Source organism: Caballeronia sp. LZ016, assembly GCF_031450805.1.
In the GTDB taxonomy this organism is placed as follows: Bacteria; Pseudomonadota; Gammaproteobacteria; order Burkholderiales; family Burkholderiaceae; genus Caballeronia.
Window position 1 is genome coordinate 584,018 of sequence record NZ_JARTVY010000004.1, and the last position, 20,124, is coordinate 604,141.

The 20,124-nt window shown below is 65.4% G+C and carries 17 protein-coding genes; 12 read left to right on the plus strand and 5 right to left on the minus strand.

The features are described from left to right. Positions 1 to 227: 227 nt before the first annotated feature. Positions 228 to 521 (plus strand): hypothetical protein, encoded by a 294-nt coding sequence (locus P9220_RS23130; protein ID WP_309767996.1) that lies wholly within the window; start codon positions 228 to 230, stop codon positions 519 to 521. 23 nt (positions 522 to 544) lie between these two features. Here the strand turns inward: P9220_RS23130 and P9220_RS23135 are convergent, their stop codons facing one another. Both P9220_RS23135 and P9220_RS23140 read right to left on the minus strand, forming a co-directional pair. Continuing rightward, positions 545 to 1,489, minus strand: coding sequence for an aldose 1-epimerase (locus tag P9220_RS23135; RefSeq protein WP_309767997.1), 945 nt, complete (start codon positions 1,487 to 1,489; stop codon positions 545 to 547). Next, positions 1,486 to 2,286: a phytanoyl-CoA dioxygenase family protein gene (locus tag P9220_RS23140; RefSeq protein WP_309768251.1), complete on the minus strand. Its 801-nt coding sequence runs from the start codon at positions 2,284 to 2,286 to the stop codon at positions 1,486 to 1,488. The genes P9220_RS23135 and P9220_RS23140 overlap by 4 nt, the downstream gene beginning before the upstream one ends. A gap of 191 nt (positions 2,287 to 2,477) precedes the next feature. Here P9220_RS23140 and P9220_RS23145 point away from each other — a divergent pair, with 191 nt between their 5' ends. From P9220_RS23145 to P9220_RS23170, 6 genes are all read left to right on the plus strand, one after another. Further along, positions 2,478 to 3,581, plus strand: coding sequence for a LacI family DNA-binding transcriptional regulator (locus tag P9220_RS23145; protein ID WP_309767999.1), 1,104 nt, complete (start codon positions 2,478 to 2,480; stop codon positions 3,579 to 3,581). A 133-nt stretch (positions 3,582 to 3,714) separates the two neighbouring features. Then, complete coding sequence (locus P9220_RS23150; RefSeq protein ID WP_309768001.1) at positions 3,715 to 4,731, plus strand: ABC transporter substrate-binding protein; 1,017 nt, start codon at positions 3,715 to 3,717, stop codon at positions 4,729 to 4,731. 67 nt (positions 4,732 to 4,798) lie between these two features. Then, positions 4,799 to 6,361, plus strand: a complete 1,563-nt coding sequence (locus tag P9220_RS23155) for a sugar ABC transporter ATP-binding protein (RefSeq protein ID WP_309768002.1) — start codon at positions 4,799 to 4,801, stop codon at positions 6,359 to 6,361. Beyond that, positions 6,358 to 7,353 (plus strand): ABC transporter permease, encoded by a 996-nt coding sequence (locus tag P9220_RS23160; RefSeq protein WP_309768003.1) that lies wholly within the window; start codon positions 6,358 to 6,360, stop codon positions 7,351 to 7,353. Before P9220_RS23155 ends, P9220_RS23160 begins: the two co-directional genes overlap by 4 nt. Position 7,354: 1 nt before the next feature. Next, complete coding sequence (locus P9220_RS23165) at positions 7,355 to 8,311, plus strand: ABC transporter permease (protein WP_309768004.1); 957 nt, start codon at positions 7,355 to 7,357, stop codon at positions 8,309 to 8,311. 93 nt (positions 8,312 to 8,404) lie between these two features. Beyond that, on the plus strand, positions 8,405 to 10,201 hold the full coding sequence (locus P9220_RS23170) for a thiamine pyrophosphate-requiring protein (protein ID WP_309768005.1): 1,797 nt from the start codon (positions 8,405 to 8,407) through the stop codon (positions 10,199 to 10,201). 29 nt (positions 10,202 to 10,230) lie between these two features. On the opposite strand, the gene P9220_RS23175 is transcribed toward P9220_RS23170, so the two are convergent. Continuing rightward, complete coding sequence (locus P9220_RS23175; protein WP_309768007.1) at positions 10,231 to 10,758, minus strand: low affinity iron permease family protein; 528 nt, start codon at positions 10,756 to 10,758, stop codon at positions 10,231 to 10,233. A gap of 287 nt (positions 10,759 to 11,045) precedes the next feature. Between P9220_RS23175 and P9220_RS23180 the strand changes: the two genes are divergently transcribed. Then, the gene (locus tag P9220_RS23180) at positions 11,046 to 15,932 is read left to right on the plus strand and encodes a response regulator (RefSeq protein ID WP_309768008.1); all 4,887 of its coding nucleotides are present in this window, start codon (positions 11,046 to 11,048) and stop codon (positions 15,930 to 15,932) included. A gap of 22 nt (positions 15,933 to 15,954) precedes the next feature. Here P9220_RS23180 and P9220_RS23185 read toward each other — a convergent pair whose 3' ends face one another. Next, positions 15,955 to 17,073 carry a 3-deoxy-7-phosphoheptulonate synthase gene (locus tag P9220_RS23185; RefSeq protein WP_309768010.1) on the minus strand — a complete coding sequence of 373 codons (1,119 nt, stop codon included), beginning with the start codon at positions 17,071 to 17,073 and terminating at the stop codon, positions 15,955 to 15,957. A 166-nt stretch (positions 17,074 to 17,239) separates the two neighbouring features. Here P9220_RS23185 and P9220_RS23190 point away from each other — a divergent pair, with 166 nt between their 5' ends. Beyond that, on the plus strand, positions 17,240 to 17,914 hold the full coding sequence (locus P9220_RS23190; RefSeq protein ID WP_309768011.1) for an HAD family hydrolase: 675 nt from the start codon (positions 17,240 to 17,242) through the stop codon (positions 17,912 to 17,914). Positions 17,915 to 17,941: 27 nt separating this feature from the next. Here P9220_RS23190 and P9220_RS23195 read toward each other — a convergent pair whose 3' ends face one another. Continuing rightward, positions 17,942 to 18,388, minus strand: a complete 447-nt coding sequence (locus tag P9220_RS23195) for an SRPBCC family protein (protein ID WP_309768013.1) — start codon at positions 18,386 to 18,388, stop codon at positions 17,942 to 17,944. 125 nt (positions 18,389 to 18,513) lie between these two features. Between P9220_RS23195 and P9220_RS23200 the strand changes: the two genes are divergently transcribed. The 3 genes from P9220_RS23200 to P9220_RS23210 are packed head-to-tail and all read left to right on the plus strand — an operon-like array spanning position 18,514 to position 20,122. After that, positions 18,514 to 18,819 carry a DUF4148 domain-containing protein gene (locus P9220_RS23200; protein WP_309768014.1) on the plus strand — a complete coding sequence of 102 codons (306 nt, stop codon included), beginning with the start codon at positions 18,514 to 18,516 and terminating at the stop codon, positions 18,817 to 18,819. A gap of 3 nt (positions 18,820 to 18,822) precedes the next feature. After that, the gene (locus P9220_RS23205; RefSeq protein WP_309768015.1) at positions 18,823 to 19,203 is read left to right on the plus strand and encodes a hypothetical protein; all 381 of its coding nucleotides are present in this window, start codon (positions 18,823 to 18,825) and stop codon (positions 19,201 to 19,203) included. 16 nt (positions 19,204 to 19,219) lie between these two features. Continuing rightward, positions 19,220 to 20,122 (plus strand): DMT family transporter, encoded by a 903-nt coding sequence (locus P9220_RS23210; RefSeq protein WP_309768016.1) that lies wholly within the window; start codon positions 19,220 to 19,222, stop codon positions 20,120 to 20,122. Positions 20,123 to 20,124: the final 2 nt, after the last annotated feature.

Sequence of the window (20,124 nt, forward strand, 5' to 3'; positions counted from 1 at the left end):
GAACGCATCCCTTCGACATAGGGATTTCGCGTCCTCTCCCGAATCCGTAACGTGTGCCTGCGCGATGTCTCACGCGCTCGACACGGCACTGCGGCAAACACGCCGCATGGCCGAATCGTTCGCGCGCCTGGCCGCATTCGATCATCGCGCCACTTCGTCCCAACGCTGCAAGGAGTCCGCGAAATTCGTTTCCGGCTGCTTGAGCATTCGTTACAAGGAGCTGGAACATGAAGCCGAGCCTGAACCTGAAAGTCGTCGCGATGATGGCCGCCTGTGCAGTGACCGCGACCGTCGGCACTGCGCGCGCCGAAGGCATGCCCGAGTCCGCGCAGCAACTCGTGCAGACGATGCGTCCGATGCAGCCGCACAACGGCGCGCCCGAACAGGATGCGAGCGCGCAGTCGAGGGCGAGCGACGATCGCGCCTATGGCGGCGCGACCGGCAACGCGGGAACATCGGCGAGCGGACGCAGCGCCGATTGCGCATGGGCGCCTGCATGTACCGTGTTCTTCGGGCATTGAAACGCGTGCGGACGCCGTGGACCCTAATCCGTCCGCGGCGTCAATCGGAACGCGACGCTGGCCGCTTCACCGGGTTCCAGCACGCCGCCGCCCTTGAGCGCGTGATCGACATCGAGGTTCACCCAGTCGGCCACGTTGCTCACCGGCTCCACGCACAGCAGCGACGGAAAAGCCGCCGGCGCATAGATCACCATGAAGTCGAACGGCGCATCGGCATCGAGCGTGATGGAGCGATGCTCATCCGGCCAGGCAATCGACGCCGTGCGCGTCCAGCCCGCGAAGTTGTTGTCGAGGTCGAACGCATCGGCGGCCATGCCTTCGGGCGATGCCAGCGCATCCACGCACGGATGCGGTCCGATGTGCGTCGGCAGCGGATCGGGCGTCGTATGCCACATCGATGAAACCTGCGCACGCACGCGCGTGTTCGGCGTGCGCGGAAAGTACGGATGATGGCCGATGCCGAACGGCATGCGCCGGTCGGACCGGTTGCAGAGCGACATCGTGACCGTCAGCGATGTGTTGTCGAGCGCGATGTCCTGCGCGGCCTCATAGGCGAACGGCCAGTGATGCGCCACGTCCATCGACGGATCGTGACTGAGCGTGAGCCGCGCGCTCGCCTCCGACAACGCATCGACGCGCCACGGCCGCCGCCACGCATTGCCGTGCAGCGCATGCGGGAACAGGTTGCCGTCGCCGGACAGATCGACAGGCGCGCCATCGAACGTGAAACGCGCATCGCGGATGCGGTTGCAGTACGGCGCCAGCGGAAAGCTCGCCATGCCGAGTGGATTGCGCGCGGCGAGCGCATCGGGCGTGGCGGGACGCAGCCAGTGACGCTCGCCGTCCCCGTGCGCGTCGAAGAACGCCGCAATCGCCCCGCCGATATGCGGCGCGAGCACCACGCGCCGCGCGCCATGCCGCAATGTGACGAGCGCGTGGTCCGCGCCTTCGTTGGGATCGGCGCTCAATATGCGAACTGCCGGTAGTTTTCGTCGAAGGTGCGCGCGGTTTGCTCGACCACCGGGCAGTATCGCAAGAGACGCTTCGCGCGCGGCGGCAAGCTGGCGAGCACGGCGCGCGGCACGTCGATATGCACTTCGGGCCGGAAGTACCAGGCGCGGCTATAACCGATCACGACCATCGGACGCGGCTCGTCGGTCAGATTCGGCGTGCCGCGATGCAGCCCGCGCACGTCGCGGATCATCACGTCGCCGAGGCGCATCGGCACGCGCTCGGGCGGGAAGCGGCCATCGGCGAGACCGGCGAGCGCTTCTTCGCGAGAGATGCGATGCGTGCCGCGCGTCGTTTCGAGCGACCCGTTTCTGTCGTCGACATCGACGAGCGGAAAGTTCACGGCAAGCTGGAACGATGGCGTTTCGGGCGCGTCGTCGAAGAGCGGCGGCGTGTCGCGATGCCAGTCCTGGAAATCTGAGCCGCGCACCGGCGTATCGGTGGCGAGCTGGCACATCACCGGGTCCGGCCCCGCCACGCGCTCTACGATGCCGACGATATCCTCATCGCAGAAGAAAGCCGGGTCCGCGAACTCGCCTTCGAACGGCAAGGTCACGTAGTAGCGCCCCGGCCCGCGGTTGCCACTGACGGATGCCGCTTTCGCCGACTCGACATGCGGCGCGAAGAGCGGCGCGAACGCATCGCGCCATGCTTCGAGCTTCGCGCGGTCGAAGTGGTCGCGCAGCAGTACGAATCCATCCTGCTCGAACGCTCGGGCGAGCGCATCTCTCGTGCTTTCGTCATACCGGCCCATCGTCTCCTCCATGTTTCGGTCTCGGTTCGATCGAAAACAGCATGGCATGGGGGTAATCGGCTCGTCAATATTATTAGTAATAGACAGGGAAAACCCCGTGACGGCTCTGTTCGCTTAGGGGCTTCCCGCGTTGTTCATCATTAATATTAGTGGTAAGTTTCATTCGCTCTATGACTTGCGTTGCCCGCACGATGAAGAAAACCACGCCCCGCCGTCCGACGATGACCGACATCGCGAAGCTCACCGGAGTCTCGCAATCGACGGTATCGCTGGTGCTCAACAACGCGAGCGGCGCGAAGTTCTCGGACGCGACGCGCGACAAGGTGCTGAAGGTCGCGCAAGAGCTCGGCTATCGCATGACGCCGCGCGAATCGGCGAGCCTCGAAGCCATCGACACGCTCGGCGCGCAAGGCGAGCGCAATCTGATCGTGTATCTCGCCGACGAAATCTCGACGAGCCCGCATCCGGTCGTCAGCATCGACGGCGCGCGTGAAACGGCGTTTGCGCATGGCCGGATGCTCGCCGTCTATTCGACGCACGGCAACGCGGAGATCGAGCAGCGCGTGCTGGACTCGACGCTCGGCAATCCGAACGTGCTCGGCGTGATCTACGCGACGGTGTACACACGCCGCGTCACGCTGCCCGCTTCGCTCGCGCAGGTGCCGACCGTGCTGCTCAACTGCTACACGAGCGAGGCGAGCGTGTCGTCGGTGGTGCCGGCGGAGGTCGCGGGCGGCCATACGGCGACGGATCATCTGCTCGCGGCGGGGCATCGGCGCATTGCGTATATCAACGGCGAGCCATGGCAGGACGCCGCGCGCGAGCGCCTGAAGGGGTATCGCACGGCACTTGCGACAGCCGATCTGCCGTTCGCGCCGGAACTCGTGCGCGAAGGCGACTGGAGTTCCGGCACCGGCTTCGAGCAGACGCTTTCGCTGATGCGCGAAGCCAATCCGCCCACGGCGATCTTCTGCGCGAACGACCTGATGGCGCTCGGCGCCATCGAAGCGCTGAAGCAACTGGGACTGCGCGTGCCGGACGATGTGTCCGTCGTCGGCTACGACGATCAGGAAATCGCGCGGCACACGCATCCGCCGCTCACGACGGTCGTGCTGCCGAACTACGATCTCGGCCGCTGGGCCGTCGAAACGCTTTTGCAGGAAGAACACAATCGCGCGGCGGGCGCGCCGGTGCGACGCCGCACCGTGAAGCTCGACGGTCCGCTGATCGAGCGCGGATCGGTCAGGGCCATCAATGAAGTCAGGCAACTCGCCATCAATCAAATCGGCGAGTGAATCGGCTGACGGCGGATGACCCGGCGCACATAACCATAAAAGCAGCAACAGCAAGCCACTCTCGCAGCAGATCGACCGTGCAACAACAAGCATCGGCATCACCACAAGAGAAGCATCCTTATCGGAGGAAGACATGCTGTCGCTAGAGAAGCAATCACGCCCGGGCCTGCGCCCGCTCGCCGCCGCACTCAGCGCGCTCGCCGCGCTGACGCTTTCCGCGGGCTTCACCGCCGCGCACGCCGCCGACGACGCCCTGCCCAAGATTCCGAACAAGAAGCCGCTGCGCGTGGGCTTCGCACAGACCGAAAGCAACAACCCGTGGCGGCTTGCGGAAACGAAGAGCTTCAAGGACGTCGCCGCGAAGTGCGGCTGGCAGATGGTGATGACCGATGCGAACAGTTCGGCGGCGAAGCAGGTCTCGGATATCCAGAGCATGATCGCGCAGCGCGTCGACCTGCTCGTGTTTCCGCCGCGCGAAGAGAAGCCGCTCGTGCCGGTCGTCATGCAGGCGAAGAAGGCGGGCATTCCGGTGATCCTGGTCGACCGCAACATCGATCAGTCGATGGCGAAGGCCGGCCGCGACTACCTCACGTTCATCGGCTCGGACTTCATCGATCAGGGACACCGCGCCGCCGACTGGCTCGTGAAGGCGACGAACGGCAAAGCCACGATCATCGAACTCGAAGGGTCGACGGGCGCATCGGCCGCGAACGATCGCAAGAAGGGCTTCGACGAAGTCATCGCGAAGAATCCGGGCATGAAGATCATCGCGTCGCAAAGCGGTGACTTCGCGCGCGACAAGGGCCGCCAGGTCATGGAAACGCTGTTGCAGGCGCACCCGGACGTGACCGCCGTCTACGCGCACAACGACGAAATGGCGCTCGGCGCGATTGCCGCGATCAAGGCCGCCGGCAAGCAGCCCGGCAAGGACATCATTCTCGTGACCATCGACGGCACCAAGGGCGGCCTCGAAGCGATCAAGGCAGGCGAGCTCGGCGCGAGCGTGCAGTCGAGCCCGTTCTTCGGACCGCTTGCGTGCGAAGTTGCGCAGAAGTACGCGAAGGGCGAGACCATTCCGGCCTGGGTGAAGGTGTCCGACCGCTTCTACGACAAGAGCAACGTCGATCAAAGCATGCAGTACGGGTACTGAAGCAGGCGTGTGTGTTGCGGGCGCGTGTTCGAGCGCGCCCGCTTTTCTCAATCGACGGACGACACGCATGGCTCAGACTCCCTTACTCGACATGCAGGACATCGATATCGCGTTCGGCGGCGTCGCGGCGCTCAAGCACGCGCGGCTCACCGTGGCGGCGGGCGAAGTGCACGCGCTCATCGGCCAGAACGGCGCGGGCAAGTCGACACTCATCAAGATCCTGACGGGCGCTTATCGCAAGAGCGGCGGCACGATTCGCTTCGACGGCCGCGAAGTCGATTTCCGCACGCCGAAGGAAGCACGGGAATCCGGCATCAGCACGATCTATCAGGAGATCAACCTCGTGCCGTTCCGCTCGGTCGCCGAGAACATCTTCCTCGGGCGTGAGCCGCGGCGCTTCGGCCTCATCGACTGGAAAACGGTGCAGCGTCAGGCGTCCGGCCTGCTCGAATCATTCGGATTGCATATTGACGTGAGAAAGCCCGTACGCGACTATTCGACCGCGATTCAGCAGATGGTCGCGCTCGCCCGTGCGGTGTCGTCGGATGCGAAGATGGTCATCATGGACGAATCCACATCTTCGCTGGACGAACGCGAAGTCGAACTGCTGTTCACCGTTGTGCGCCGCCTGCGTGACGACGGCCGCGCGGTGATCTTCGTATCGCACCGGCTGGACGAACTCTACGCGCTATGCGACCGCGTCACGGTGATGCGCGATGGTCAGACCGTCGCGGAAAGCACGATGCAGGAGATGGACAAGCTCAGGCTCGTCACGACGATGCTCGGCCGCACGCTCGCCGCCGTCGTTCACGAAGACAGCGCGGTGAAGGAAGCGAATCTCGCGAAGCGCGGCGCGGTTGCGTTGAGCGCGCAGTCGCTTGCGGCAGGCGCGAAGGTCACGAACGTATCGCTCGATGTCCACGCGGGCGAAGCCGTCGGCCTCGCGGGCCTGCTCGGCTCGGGCCGCACGGAAACCATGCGCCTTCTGTTCGGCGCGGACCGTCCGTCTCAGGGTGCGCTCGCGGTCGGCGGCGATGACGTATCGTTCCGTTCTCCGAAGGATGCGATCGCGCGGGGCATCGCGTATCTGACCGAGGACCGCAAGGCCGAGGGCATCGTCCCGGACCTTTCGGTGCGCGACAACCTCACGCTCGTCTGCCTGCCCGCGCTGACGAAACGCGGCATCGTGGATGTCGCGAAACAGCGGGAGATCGTCGATGGCTTCATCGCATCGCTCGGCATCAAGCTGCGTTCGCCGGATCAGCCGGTGCGCGAGCTGTCGGGCGGCAATCAGCAGAAAGTGCTGCTCGCGCGCTGGCTCGCGACCAGTCCGCGTCTCTTGCTGCTCGACGAGCCGACACGCGGCATCGACGTCGGCGCGAAAGCGGATGTCGCGAAGATCGTGCGCGAACTGCGCGATGCGGGGATGGCCGTGCTGCTATCGGCATCCGAGCTCGAAGAACTGACCGCCGTGGCCGACCGCGCGGTCGTCATTCGCGATGGCGAAACGGTCGCGCAACTGGACGGCGCGCAAATGAACGAGGCATCGATCATGGATGCCATCGCCTACGGTTCGGGCGAAGAATCGTCGCTGGCGCAAGCGAGCGCCGCGCAAGGGAACGAAGCATGATCGACAAGACGCAACCGGCCGCACCCCTCGCCGCCGACGCGCAGGCAACGCCGTCGAAGAAGAAGCGCGGCATCGCAATCCAGCGAGAGATCGTCGTGCTCGTCGCGATGATCGTGTTCAACCTCATCTTCACGGACCACTTCTGGTCGCTGCAGACCTTCAACGTGAATCTCACGCAGGTGGTGACGATCGTGATCGTCGGCATCGGCATGACGCTCGTCGTGGCGACGGGGGGCATCGACCTGTCCGTGGGCGCTTCGATGGCCATTGCAGGCGCGCTCGCGCCGATGCTCTTCATGAACATCGACGGGCCATTGGGCATTCTGCTCGCGTTCACGTTGCCCGTGCTGGCCGCTGCGCTATGCGGCGTCTTCAACGGCTTGCTCGTGACGAGGCTCCATGTGCAGCCGATCGTCGCGACGCTCGTGCTGTTCATCGCGGGCCGCGGCATCGCGCAGGTCGTCACCGATGGCAGCCTGCAGGCGTTCAACAATCCCGCGTTTCAGTGGATTGCGCTCGGCAAGGTCGCCGGCGTGCCGTTCCAGATTCTGTTGATGCTCGCGCTCGTCGCGATCTTCACGTGGATCGTGCGCAAGACGCTCTTCGGGAAGTACCTGCTCGTCACCGGCGGCAACGAGGATGCAGCCTATCTATGCGGCATTCCGACCGCGCGCGTGAAGATGATCGCCTATACGTTGTGCGCCGCGCTTGCGGGACTCGCGGGCCTGATCTCGATCTCGGTCAATTCGTCGTCGGATGCGAACGTGGTGGGTCTCGGCGTCGAACTGGACGCCATCGCGGCGGTGGCCGTCGGCGGCACCGCGTTGACGGGCGGCAAGGCCTATATCACGGGCACGCTGATCGGCGCGCTCATCATCCAGCTATTGCGCTATACGCTGCTCGCGCACGGCATTCCGGATGCCGCCGCGCTCGTGCTCAAGGCCGCGATCATCATCGCCGCCGTCTATGTGCAGCGTCGCCGGGGCTCATGACATGAAGAAGAACCTTCCCATCCTCATCGCACTCGTCGCGCTGGTCGTGCTCGGCCTCGTGCGCTACGAGCACTTCGCGTCGGCATACAACGTCACGTCCTTCTGGCGATACAACTCGATGTTCGCGCTGATCTCCATCGGCATGGCGTTCGTCATCATCACGGGCGGCATCGATCTCTCCGTGGGCGCGGTGGCCGCGCTCGCGAGCGTCGTGGCGGCGCTGGCGAGCCCCTACGGCGCGGTGGCGGGCGTGCTTGCGGGTTCGCTCGCGGGGCTGGCCGTGGGCGTGCTGAACGGCATGGTCATCACGCACATGCGGATTCTTCCGTTCATCGTCACGCTCGCGACCAGTCTCGGCGCGCATGGTCTCGCGCTGCTGCTCGGCCATAACGATGCCGTCGCGATTTCATCCGGCACGAACTTCGCCGCCTTCGGCCAGGACGATCTGTTCGGCCTGCCGATACCGGGCATCGTGTCGCTGATCGCAGCGGTCGCGGGATGGATCGCGCTGCGCAGTTCGCGCTTCGGGCGGCATGCGCTCGCCATCGGCGGGAGCGAAGAGGCATCGCGGCTGATGGGCCTGAACGTGGATCGCACGCTCGTCGCGGTCTATGCGGTGAGCGGACTGCTGGCGGGCATCGCGGGCGCGATTCTCGCGGCGCAATTCGGCGCGGGACAGCCGAACGAAGGCGTCGGCTGGGAGCTGTTCGCGATTTCGGCGGTCGTGCTCGGCGGCACCCGGCTGACGGGCGGCGAAGGCTCCATCGCGATGACGATTGCAGGCGTCGCGCTGCTCGGGCTCGTGTTCAATCTGCTGAACTTCGAAAATGGTCTGGGCTATATCAGCCTGTCGGCGTACTGGCAGTCGGTGATTCGCGGGTTGTTCCTGTTGCTCGTGATCGTGCTGCAGGCGCGCGTGCTGAAGCGAAGGGCGATGCCTGCGAAAGTCGCGCACTGAGCTTACGCGTCGATTGCACGCGCACGGCATGTGCCTTGCTGCCCGCCTCTCGTTCCTGCATTCCTTTCCGAACGCATCACGGAGGCAATCATCATGAGCACCACCGTCGGCGATTTTCTGGTCGACCGCCTGTACGCCTGGGGCGTGCGCCGCATCTACGGCTATCCGGGCGATGGCATCAACGGCGTGTTCGGCGCGCTCAATCGCGCGAACGGCAAGATCGAATTCATTCAGGCGCGCCACGAAGAGATGGCCGCGTTCATGGCCTCCGCCCATGCCAAGTTCACGGGCGAGCTGGGCGTGTGCATCGCGACTTCGGGACCGGGTGCGTCTCATCTGCTCACCGGTCTCTATGACGCAAGGCTCGATCACATGCCGGTGCTCGCCATCGCGGGCCAGCAGGCGCGGGCCGCGCTCGGCGGACACTATCAGCAGGAACTCGACCTTCAGGCGATGTTCAAGGACGTCGCGGGCGCTTTCGTCGCGCAGGCGAGCGTGCCGTCGCAAGTTCGCCATCTGGTCGATCGCGCGGTGCGTACGGCGCTCGGCGAACGCCGCGTAACCGCGCTGATTCTGCCGAACGACTTGCAGGACCTGAAGTACGAGCCGCCGCCGCGCAAGCATGGCACCGTGCATTCGGGCGTGGGCTATCGCGCGCCGAAGATCGTCCCTTATGCCGACGATCTGCAACGCGCCGCCGATGTCCTCAACGCCGGCAAGAAGGTCGCGATTCTCGTCGGCGCGGGCGCACTTCAGGCGACTGACGAAGTGATCGCGGTCGCCGAAAAACTCGGCGCGGGCGTCGCGAAGGCGCTGCTCGGCAAGGCCGCGTTGCCCGACGATCTGCCGTTCGTCACCGGCTCAATTGGCCTGCTCGGCACCGAGCCCAGCTACAAGCTGATGACCGAATGCGACACGCTCCTGATGATCGGCTCGGGCTTTCCATATTCCGAGTTCTTGCCGAAGGAAGGTCAGGCGCGCGGCGTGCAGATCGATATCAAGGCGGACATGCTCTCCATCCGCTATCCGATGGAAGTCAATCTCGTCGGCGACAGCGCCGAGACGTTGCGTGCGCTGCTGCCGCTGCTGCAGGAGAAGACCGATCACGGATGGCGCGACGACATCGAAGGCTGGATGGGCGACTGGTGGAAGAAGCTCGAAAAGCGCGCGCTCGAGCCTGCAGAGACCGGCGTGAATCCGCAACGCACCGTATGGGAACTGTCGCCGCGCGTGCCGTCGAATGCGATCGTCACGAGCGATTCCGGATCGTGCGCGAACTGGTATGCGCGCGACCTGAAAGTAAAGCGCGGCATGATGTGCTCGCTATCGGGCGGCCTTGCATCGATGGGCGCGGCGGTGCCTTATGCGATCGCAACCAAGTTCGCGCATCCGGGCAGACCGGTGATCGCGCTCGTCGGCGATGGCGCGATGCAGATGAGCAACATGGCCGAGCTCATCACAGTATCGAAGTACTGGAAGCAATGGTCCGATCCGCGCTGGATCTGCATGGTGCTCAACAACGAAGACTTGAATCAGGTCACATGGGAGCAGCGCGTGATGAACGGCGATCCGAAGTTCGAAGCATCCCAGAACATTCCGTCGGTGCCGTATCACCGGTTCGCGGAGCTGATCGGCTTGCGGGGCTTCTATGTCGACGACGCGGAGCGCATGGCCGCCGTGTGGGACGAAGCGCTGGCGTCGGACCGTCCTGTCGTGATCGAAGTGAAGACCGATCCAAATGTGCCGCCACTGCCGCCGCACTTCACGCTGCAACAGGCGAAGGCGTTCGCGACGACGTTGTTCGAGGGCGATCCCGATCAGGGCAACGTCATCGTCGATACGGCCAGGCAAGTGCTCGGCGCCGTGCTGCCGGGGCATAAGGACAAGTAACCGGCGCTGTTCCTAACGGGCGCCGCGCTTCAGCGTGCGCCCTTGGCGCTCGCGCCTTCCACTTCGGTTTGAGCGTCGACATCGCACGCGGGCGACGGACTCGCCCCCGCTTTCGAACCGCCGTCGGCAGCCAGGCGCAGATACGCCGCGGCGAGTCTGCGCAGTTCCTCCTCGCTCGCATCCTCGATGCCGATCAGATGATTGCTCGCCCGCCGATGCGTCGCGAGCAGTTCGTTCAGCTTCAGGTGCAGCGCGACGCTGTCCTTGTTCTGGCTCTGCTGAATGAGGAACACCATCAGGAACGTGACGATCGTGGTGCCGGTATTGATGACGAGCTGCCATCCGTCCGAGTAATGAAAGAGCGGCCCGGTGACGACCCATACGACGATGCTCGTCACCGCGAAGCCGAAGGCATACGGCGAGCCGGCCCAACGCGTGACGAGACTCGCGAAACTGTCGAACGCCCGCATGATCGGGTTCGCCTTCGCATAGGCGGGACTCGTGGTGTCGGGGATGGTGTCGAGTTGGTCGGTGGAAGTGTGGCCTTTGGTTTGCATATATTCCTCCCTGCTGGACACAAGCCGGACAGCAAGAAGCAATCCTTACACGAGACTTCCAGGTCCCTGCAATCCTGTCCGTCCGCAATCCGCGGGCGCGCGCTGGTCACGAAAGTTGCTATCGCCGTCACGCAAAAAAGCGCATCGCGGCCGCGCGAGCCGACGCGGGGCGACCGCTGTTCCATGCGAAAATCGCGTGGCTCATTCAGGCAGCCTCATCCACAGAACGTCGCTCTTGCGCGATCATGCCGCGGCATCGAAAAGACCAGCGAGGAGATTTTGCGTCGATGAAGTCCAACAATCTGATCCCGGATACGACAGCAGACGGCGTGGAACCGAGTTTCCTGCTCGGCGGCGGCGAAATGGGCGTGCTCATCCGGGGCTTCGATTGGGCGCAGACTTCGCTCGGCGAACCGATGCTCTGGCCGCAGAGCCTCAAGACCGCCATCCGCATCATGCTCACCTCGCGCCAGCCCATCTGGATCGGCTGGGGCCGCGAACTGCTGTTCTTCTATAACGACGCGTACAAGTCGATCATCGGCGGCAAGCATCCCGAGGCGCTCGGCCAGCCGACTTCGGTCGTATGGCGGGAAATCTGGAACGACATCGGCCCGCTGCTCGACACCGCGCTCTCGGGCGTGGAAGGGACATTCGTCGAACAGAAGCTGCTCATCATGGAGCGCAACGGCTTTCCGGAGGAAACGTATTACACGTTCTCCTATAGCCCGATTCCCGACGACCGCGGCAGCGCGGGCGGCATCATCTGCGCGAACAGCGACGATACGCAACGCGTGCTCGGCGAGCGGCAACTACTCGTGCTGCGCGAACTGGCGACTTCCGCCGCCGATGCGCGCACCTGGCGGGAAGCCTGCGAACGTTCCATGAAAGCGCTCGGAAACGCGCCGCGCGACATGCCGTTCGCGCTCCTTTATGCAGCCGAGCCCGCCAGCCAGACGGCGGCGCTCGTCGGCGCGTGCGGCATCGCACCGGGGCATCCGGCCGCGCCCGACACGCTGCATGCGGGGCAACCCGGCGCATGGCCCGTTCACGACGTCCTGCGCGAAAATCAGGCGCGGCTCGTGACGAATCTGCAAGAGCACTTCGACACCGCCCTGCCGAGCGGCGCATGGAACGCCGCGCCGACGCGCGCCGCGCTCCTGCCGATTGCACCGACCGGCGAGACGGGCCCGGCTGGCGTGCTGGTCGTCGGGCTGAATCCGTATCGCTTGTTCGATGACGGCTATCGCGCGTTCATGAATCTCGTCGCGGGACAGGTCAGCGCGGCGATCGGCTACGCCCATGCGTACGACGAAGAGCGCCGCCGCGCCGAGGCGCTCGCGGAAATCGATCGCGCCAAGACGACGTTCTTCTCCAACATCAGCCACGAATTTCGTACGCCGCTCACGCTGATGCTCGGCCCGCTCGAAGAGATGCTCGCGAACCGCGAGCGCGTCGCGCCCGGCGACGTGCGGCTCGTCGAGATGATGCATCGCAACGGCTTGCGGCTTCTGAAGCTCGTCAACGCGCTGCTGGACTTTTCGCGCATCGAGGCGGGACGCATCGAGATTCACCGGCAGACGACGGATATCGCCGCCTTCACCGCCGAACTCGCGTCGCTGTTCCGCTCGGCCATCGAATCGGCCGGGATCGAGCTTCGCATCGACATTCCCGATACGCCCATCATCGCGGACATCGACCGCGACATGTGGGAGAAGGTCGTGATGAATCTGCTGTCGAACGCGTTCAAGTTCACGTTCGACGGCGCGATCGAAGTGTCGCTGCGCACGATTGCCGGTCAGGAAGTGGAGATGTGCGTGCGCGATACGGGCATCGGCATTCCGCAAGAGGAGCTGGAGCGCGTCTTCGAGCGCTTTCATCGCGTCGCGGGCGCGACGGGGCGCTCGGTCGAAGGCAGCGGCATCGGCCTCGCGATGGTCCAGGAACTCGTCAAGCTGCACGGCGGGCGCATCGGCGTCGACAGCAGCCCCGGCGACGGCGCGTGCTTCCGCGTCACGCTGCCCGCCGCGCAGCTGGCGTCCGTTCCGCGCGACGCCGCCGCGCGCGCCGAAGCGAGCAGCGGCGCGCGTTCATACGTGGATGCGGCGCTGCGCTGGACGCCCGATGCCGACGAAACCGGCGATCTCCGCGCGATCGACGGCCTTGCGCCCGCGTTCGACGCACCGCTCGCGCCTGCCGACGGTGAAACGGCGTCGATCCTCGCGACGACGGGCCGCGTGCTCGTCGTCGACGATAACGCCGACTTGCGCGAGTACATGCGCCGCATGCTGGCCGCCGCAGGCCACGAGGTCGACGTCGCCGCAGACGGCGCCGCCGCGCTCGATGCCGCCCGTGCGTTGCGCCCCGACGTGATCGTCTCCGATGTGATGATGCCGCGCCTCGACGGCTTCGGCCTGCTGCGCGCGCTGCGTGACGACGACATGCTGCGCGACACGCCCGTCGTGCTGCTGTCGGCGCGCGCGGGCGAGGAAGCGCGCGTGGGCGGCCTCGACGCCGGCGCCGACGATTACCTGACCAAGCCCTTCTCCGCTCGCGAACTGCTCGCGCGCGTGGCGAACAATCTGCGGCTCGCGCGGCTGCGGCGCGAGACGGAACTGCGGCTGCGCGAGGAATCGCGCGTGCTGGAAGTGCTCAACCGCGTCGGAACCACGGTCGCGGGCGAGCTCGATCTGGCGCGTGTCGTCCAGGTGGTGACGGACGCGGCCACCGAACTGACGGGCGCGGCGTTCGGTTCGTTCTTCTATAACGTGCCCGACAACGAAGGCGGCAGTTACAAGCTCTATGCGCTCTCGGGCGTGCCGAAAGACAGCTTCGCGAAGTTTCCGATGCCGCGCAACACGAGCGTCTTCGGGCCGACGTTTCGCGGCGAGGGCATCGTCCGTTCGCCGGATATCACGAAAGACCCGCGCTACGGCCACAGCGCGCCGCATTACGGCATGCCGAAGGGCCATCTCGCGGTGTGCAGCTATCTCGCCGCGCCCGTCATCTCGCGAACCGGCGAAGTGCTCGGCGGTCTCTTCTTCGGGCATCCCGAACCAAACATATTCGATGAGCGCGCCGAGCATATCCTCAGCGGCATCGCGGCGCAGGCGTCGATCGCCATCGACAATGCCCGGCTCTTTCAGGCGGCGCAGGACGAGATCGCCGAGCGCACCCGCGCGCAGGCCGCGCTGCGCGATCTGAACGAAACGCTCGAGCGGCGCGTGACGGAAGTCGTCGCGGACCGCGACCGGCTGTGGGAACTCAGCGAAGACCTGTTCGTGATCGCGAGTTTCGAAGGCGCGCTGTTGCGCGTGAGTCCGTCGTGGTCGTCGGTGCTCGGAATCGATGCGCAGCGCCTGCATGCGCGCACGATGCTCGAACTCGTCCATGCCGACGACGCGCCCGGCGTCGCGCTCGAACTCGACAAGCTGCGCGCGAGCGGCGCGCCGGTGCGGTACGAGTGCCGGCTTGCGCGCATCGACGGCGGATGGCGATGGATCGCGTGGACGCTGTCGCTCGATCCGCGCACGCGGCGCATTCACGGCGTGGGCCGCGACGTCACCGCCGACCGCGAAACCGCCGACGCGCTGCGTCACGCCGAAGAGGCGCTGCGCATGGCGCAGAAGATGGAGGCCATCGGCAAGCTGACGGGCGGCGTCGCGCACGACTTCAACAACCTGCTGCAGGTGGTCGGCGGCAATCTGCAACTGCTCGCGAAGGATGTCGCCGGTCACGACAAGGCCGAGCAGCGCGTGCGCAGCGCGCTCGCGGGCGTGGCGCGCGGCGCGAATCTCGCATCGCAACTGCTCGCGTTCGGACGACGCCAGCCGCTCGCGCCGAAGGTCGTCAATCTGGGCCGCTTCGTGCGCGGCCTCGACGACATGTTCCGCCGCGCGCTCGGCGACGGCATCGAGATCGAGACGATCGTATCGGGCGGCTTGTGGAACACGCTCGTCGATCCTTTCCAGGTGGAGAACGCGCTGCTCAATCTCGCGATCAACGCCCGCGACGCGATGGACGGCCACGGCAAGCTCACCATCGAGGCGGGCAATGCATCGCTCGATGAGACCTACGTGATGCGCAACGCCGATGTCCTGCCCGGCCAGTACGTGATGGTCGCCGTCACCGATACGGGCTCGGGCATGTCGCCGGAAGTGCAGGAACGCGCGTTCGAGCCGTTTTTCACGACCAAGCGCGAAGGACAAGGCACGGGCCTCGGCCTCTCGATGGTGTACGGCTTCGTCAAGCAGTCGGGCGGGCACGTGAAGGTCTACAGCGAGGAAGGCCACGGCACGACGGTGCGTATCTACGTGCCGCGTGCGCGCGAGGAAGAAGACCTCGAAACGAATACGCAAGCGGGACCGGCCAAGGGCGGCAGCGAAACCATTCTCGTCGTCGAGGACGATGAGGAAGTGCGCGCCACCGTCGTCGACCTGCTCGCCGATCTCGGCTATCGCGTGCTGCGCGCGAAGGACGCGCATAGCGCGCTCGCCATCGTCGAAAGCGGCGTGCCCATCGACATGATCTTCACCGATGTCGTGATGCCGGGGCCGCTGCGCAGCACCGAACTGGCGCGCAAGGCGCGCGAGCGCGTGCCGGGCATCGCGGTGCTGTTCACGTCGGGATACACCGACAACGCGATCGTGCATGCGGGGCGGCTCGACGAAGGCATCGACCTGTTGAGCAAGCCTTATACGCACGACGCGCTCGCGCGCAAGGTCCGGCTCGTGCTCGGGCGACACGTTCGCAAGAGCGCGGACGCGAATGCCGATGCCGCAGCCGCGCCGCCCGAAGGCACGGACGATGGCGTGTCGGGCAAGCGCGTGCTGTTCGTCGAAGATAACGAAATGGTCCGCACGAGCAGCGCGGAACTGTTGCGCTCGCTGGGACTCGACCTGACGGAAGCCGCGAGCGTCGATGAAGCGACGGCGCTGTTGCGCGCGCATCGCTTCGAGGTCTTGCTGACGGACGTGGACCTCGCGGGGGAGTCCGGCGTTGCGCTGGCGATGGCCGCGCGTCGCGAAGAACCGTCGCTCGGCGTGGTGTTCGTGACGGGCTACGAGCTTGCACTGAGCGACGAGGAACGCCAGGCGCTGCCGGGAGCGATTCAACTGCGCAAGCCCTACGATCCGGAAGCGCTGCTCGATGCGGTAAATTCAGCGGCTGCCGCCTGAGCGCGGCAGCTTTTTCCCTGCCTTACCGCGCCCTGCGCTTGCGCACCGCTTCCGCCAGCAACTCGAGCACCGGCTCGGTCTGCGTCCAGCCGAGGCACGCATCCGTGATCGATACCCCGTGCTTCAACGGCACGCCGGGCTTCTGGTCCTGACGCCCTTCCTCGAGATGACTCTCGATCATCACGCCCGTGATGCGCGTCTCGCCCGCCGACAACTGGCGCGCGATGTCCTCGGCGACATCGACCTGACGCTGATGCGATTTGTTCGAGTTCGCGTGCGAGCAGTCGATCATCACCTGTTCGCGCTGACCGAGCGCCGCCAGCGCCGCGCAACTGGCGTTCACGCTGTCCGCATCGTAGTTCGGGCCTTTCTTGCCGCCGCGCAGAATGACGTGACAGTCGGCATTGCCACGCGTTTCGAAGATCGCCGCCATGCCCATCTTCGTCATGCCCATGAACGCATGGCTCGCGCTCGCCGCGACGATCGCGTCGGCGGCCACCTGCACGCCGCCATCGGTGCCGTTCTTGAAACCGATCGGGCATGACAGCCCCGATGCGAGCTGTCGATGACTCTGGCTCTCGGTCGTGCGCGCGCCGATCGCGCCCCACGCGATCAGATCCGCGATGTACTGCGGACTCAGCAGGTCGAGAAACTCGGTGGCGGTCGGCAACCCGAGCGCGCTGATTTCGAGCAGAAGTTCGCGCGCGCGGCGCAGACCTTCATTGATGCGGAAACTGCCATCGAGACGCGGATCGTTGATATAGCCCTTCCAGCCGACCGTCGTGCGCGGCTTCTCGAAGTACACGCGCATCACGATGAGCAGATCGTCGCTGAGCCGCTCGGCGACGGTCTTCAAAGTCCGCGCATACTGCATCGCCTGATCGTGGTCGTGAATGGAACACGGCCCGACGACGACGACGAGCCGGTCGTCGCGGCCATGCAGGATATTCGCTATTCCCGCGCGGCTTCGCTCGACGAGCGATTGCACCTCGGACGTGACCGGCAGTTCGTCGAGCAGCAGCGCGGGCGAAATCAGCGGACGCACCGCGCCGATGCGCGTGTCGTCGATGCGGGTCGTATCTTGCGTGGAGTCGGCCACGCCGGCCTCCTGATCGCGAGCGGGATTGTCGATGCGGCTCAAAATGGGCTCCGTGGTGCGTTGTCGATGCTTCGAAGTGGGATTGGATGCGGTTTTACCGCGTCATTGCGGCCAGTAGGCGCGAGGATCGATTATCGCATCGATGCAGGGCATTGGCCCTCGCGTGCGGGATCGTGCGTATCATGGAGTGACTTCAAGGGAGCAGAACATGCGGATCGAAACATCGTTTCTCTTCGACCTGGACGGCACGCTCGTCGATAGCGTCTATCAGCACGTGCTCGCCTGGAAGGAAGCGCTGGATGCCGAGGGCATCGAACTGTCGGTGTGGCGGATTCATCGCAAGATCGGCATGAGCGGCGGGCTCTTCACCAACCAGCTCTTGCGCGAGACGCACGGCGAGATCAGCGCGGAGCGCGTGGAGCGCTTGCGTCAGTTGCATGCCGAAGCGTACAAGCGGCTGCGCGCGCAGGTCTGTCCGCTGCCGGGCGCGCGTGAACTGCTCGCCGCGCTGACGGACGCGGGCACGCGCTGGGCCATCGCGACCAGCGGACGCATGGAAACGGCGGCGGTCAATCTCGAGGCGCTGGGTGTCGATGCGTCGAAGCAGGTCGTCATTACGCGCGACGACGTCAAGTATGCGAAGCCCGACCCCGACCTGTTCCTCGCCGCCGCCGAACGGCTGAACGTGCCGATCGAGCATACGGTGGTCGTCGGCGACAGCATCTGGGACATGCTCGCGGCGCGCCGTTGCCGTTCGCTCGGCGTGGGCCTGCTATCGGGCGGCTACGGCAGCGACGAACTGGAGCGCGCGGGCGCGTTGCGCGTGTACGAAGATCCGGCCGACTTGCTGGCGCATCTGGATGAAGTCGCGGCAAGGCCCTGAGCGTAACGGCACACGCGCCGCGACACGTCATTCCGCGATGTCGGGCTCGACGAGTCTCGCGAGTTGCAGCAGCGATTCCTGCCAGCCGAGATAGCACATCTCGACTGGAATGACTTCGGGTATGCCCTCCTGCACGACGCTCAACTCCGTTCCGCAGGACACCTGCCGCAGCGAGACGGTGACGTGCATCTCGCCGGGAAGGTTGGGATCGTCGAAACGGTCGGTGTAGCGCAGCATCTCGAAGGGCACGAGTTCGATGTACTCGCCGCCGAACGAATGGCTGTGGCCGGTGCTGAAATTGCGAAACGACATCTTGTGCGTGCCGCCCGCGCGGGCGTCCATATGATGAACCTGACACGTGAAGCCATACGGCGGAAGCCACTTCGCGATGGCGTCCGGTTCGACGAACGCGCGATAGACGCGTTCGGGCGTGGCGCGCAAGACGCGTTGCAGACGGACGGTGCCGGTAGCCATGGTGTTCACCCTTCACTTGAAAAAGTCGACACAGTCTACGACGATGCACCGGGGCCCAAATCGACATCGCGAGAAATCGGACACAATTCACCAGCCGCGCAATGGCTTCTCCTCCGAGACCTGACATGAAGATCGCCTTTATCACCTCATTGACGCTGTGCGCGCTGATACCGGCGCTGGCGGGCTGCGCCGCGAGCGGCTCCCCCGCCGACGCGGGGCGCCTGTCCGCAACGGAATGCCGCGACCTCATCGCGCTGCGCGATCACGCGCCGCCGACGCCCGAGCGCAAGCGCAGCGAGCTGACCGCGCTCAGGAAGGCGGGCTACGACCCGTCGAAGTGGTACGACCCGTACTATCCCGACGATCTCCAGATGGCGCAGCGCCGCATCGCTCGCTGGCTGCAGACGGACTGCCAGCAGCAACCCGGTTGAACGATGCCCGCCTCCATCCGCAATTCGCTGCTCTGGATCTTCGACGCTCTCGAAGGCGACGCCACTTACATTCGCCGCCGCATGTTCGGGTGCGATGCGGCGTATATCGACGGCCTGCTGTGCCTCGTCGCCGCCGATCGCGAGAAGCCGTGGAACGGCCTGCTCGTGTGTACATCGCACGAACGCCACGGAGCGCTGATCGACGCGATGCCCGCCTTGCGGCCGCATCCGGTGCTCGGGAAGTGGCTGTATGTCGCGCAGGAAAGCCCCGACTTCGAGACCGTCGCCGCGCAATTGACCGCGCTCGTGCTCGCCCGCGATCCGCGCGTGGGCGTCGAGCCGAAGCCGCGCAAGCGTCGCGGCAGCGCCCTGTCCGCTATCTGATTGCTCATTGCGCCTCATGCCATCGATCACCGCCACACGCACCGGGCCGCTACCGCTTGCGAGCATCGGCTGCATTCTCGCGTCGATGCTGTCCTTCGCCATCGTCGATGCCCTCGCGAAAGTCGTCGCGCTGCAGTATCCGCCGAACGAAGTGACCTTCTTTCGCATGCTGTTCGGCCTCGTTCCCGCCTTCGCAATGTGCTGCATCGGCAAGCGCTCGCTGATCGAGCGCATCAGGACGCTCGATGTCAAAGGCCAGACCTTGCGCGCGCTGACGCTGCTCGGCGCATCGGGCTTCTTCTTCGCGGGCTTGCCGTTCATCCCGCTCGGCGAAGCGGTCGCGATCGCCTATTCGGAGACGCTGATCGTCGTGGTGCTCGCGCCGTTCATCCTCAAGGAGAAATTGACGACGCGCGGCGCATGGTCCGCGTGCATCGGCTTCGCGGGCGTGCTGCTGGTCGTGCGGCCCGGAGGGGGCGAGGCCAACTGGTTCGGTCCGTTGCTGCTGCTCGCGAGCGCGCTCTTCGGCGCGTTGTCGATCATGCAGATCAAGCGCATTCGCGCCACCGACGATTCACGCACGACAGTGCTCTTCTTCAGCGCGGTCGGCACGATCGTCACCGCGTGCACGCTCCCCTTCAGCTGGAAGATGCCGACGCTGCAGGCGCTCGGCGTAATGGCGCTGCTCGGCGCGTTTGCGACGGCGGGACAACTGTTGATGACGGTTGCCTATCGCCGCGCCGACGCGGGCGCGCTCGCACCGTTCAATTACACGAGCATCGTGTGGGCCGCGTTGTTCGGCTATCTTGCGTGGGGCGAGACGATCGCGGCGTTATCGATTGGCGGGATTGCGCTGATCGTCGGCAGCGCGATTGCGGTGGCGTGGCAGCGCAAGTTGCCGGAAGGACCGAACGCGTGAAT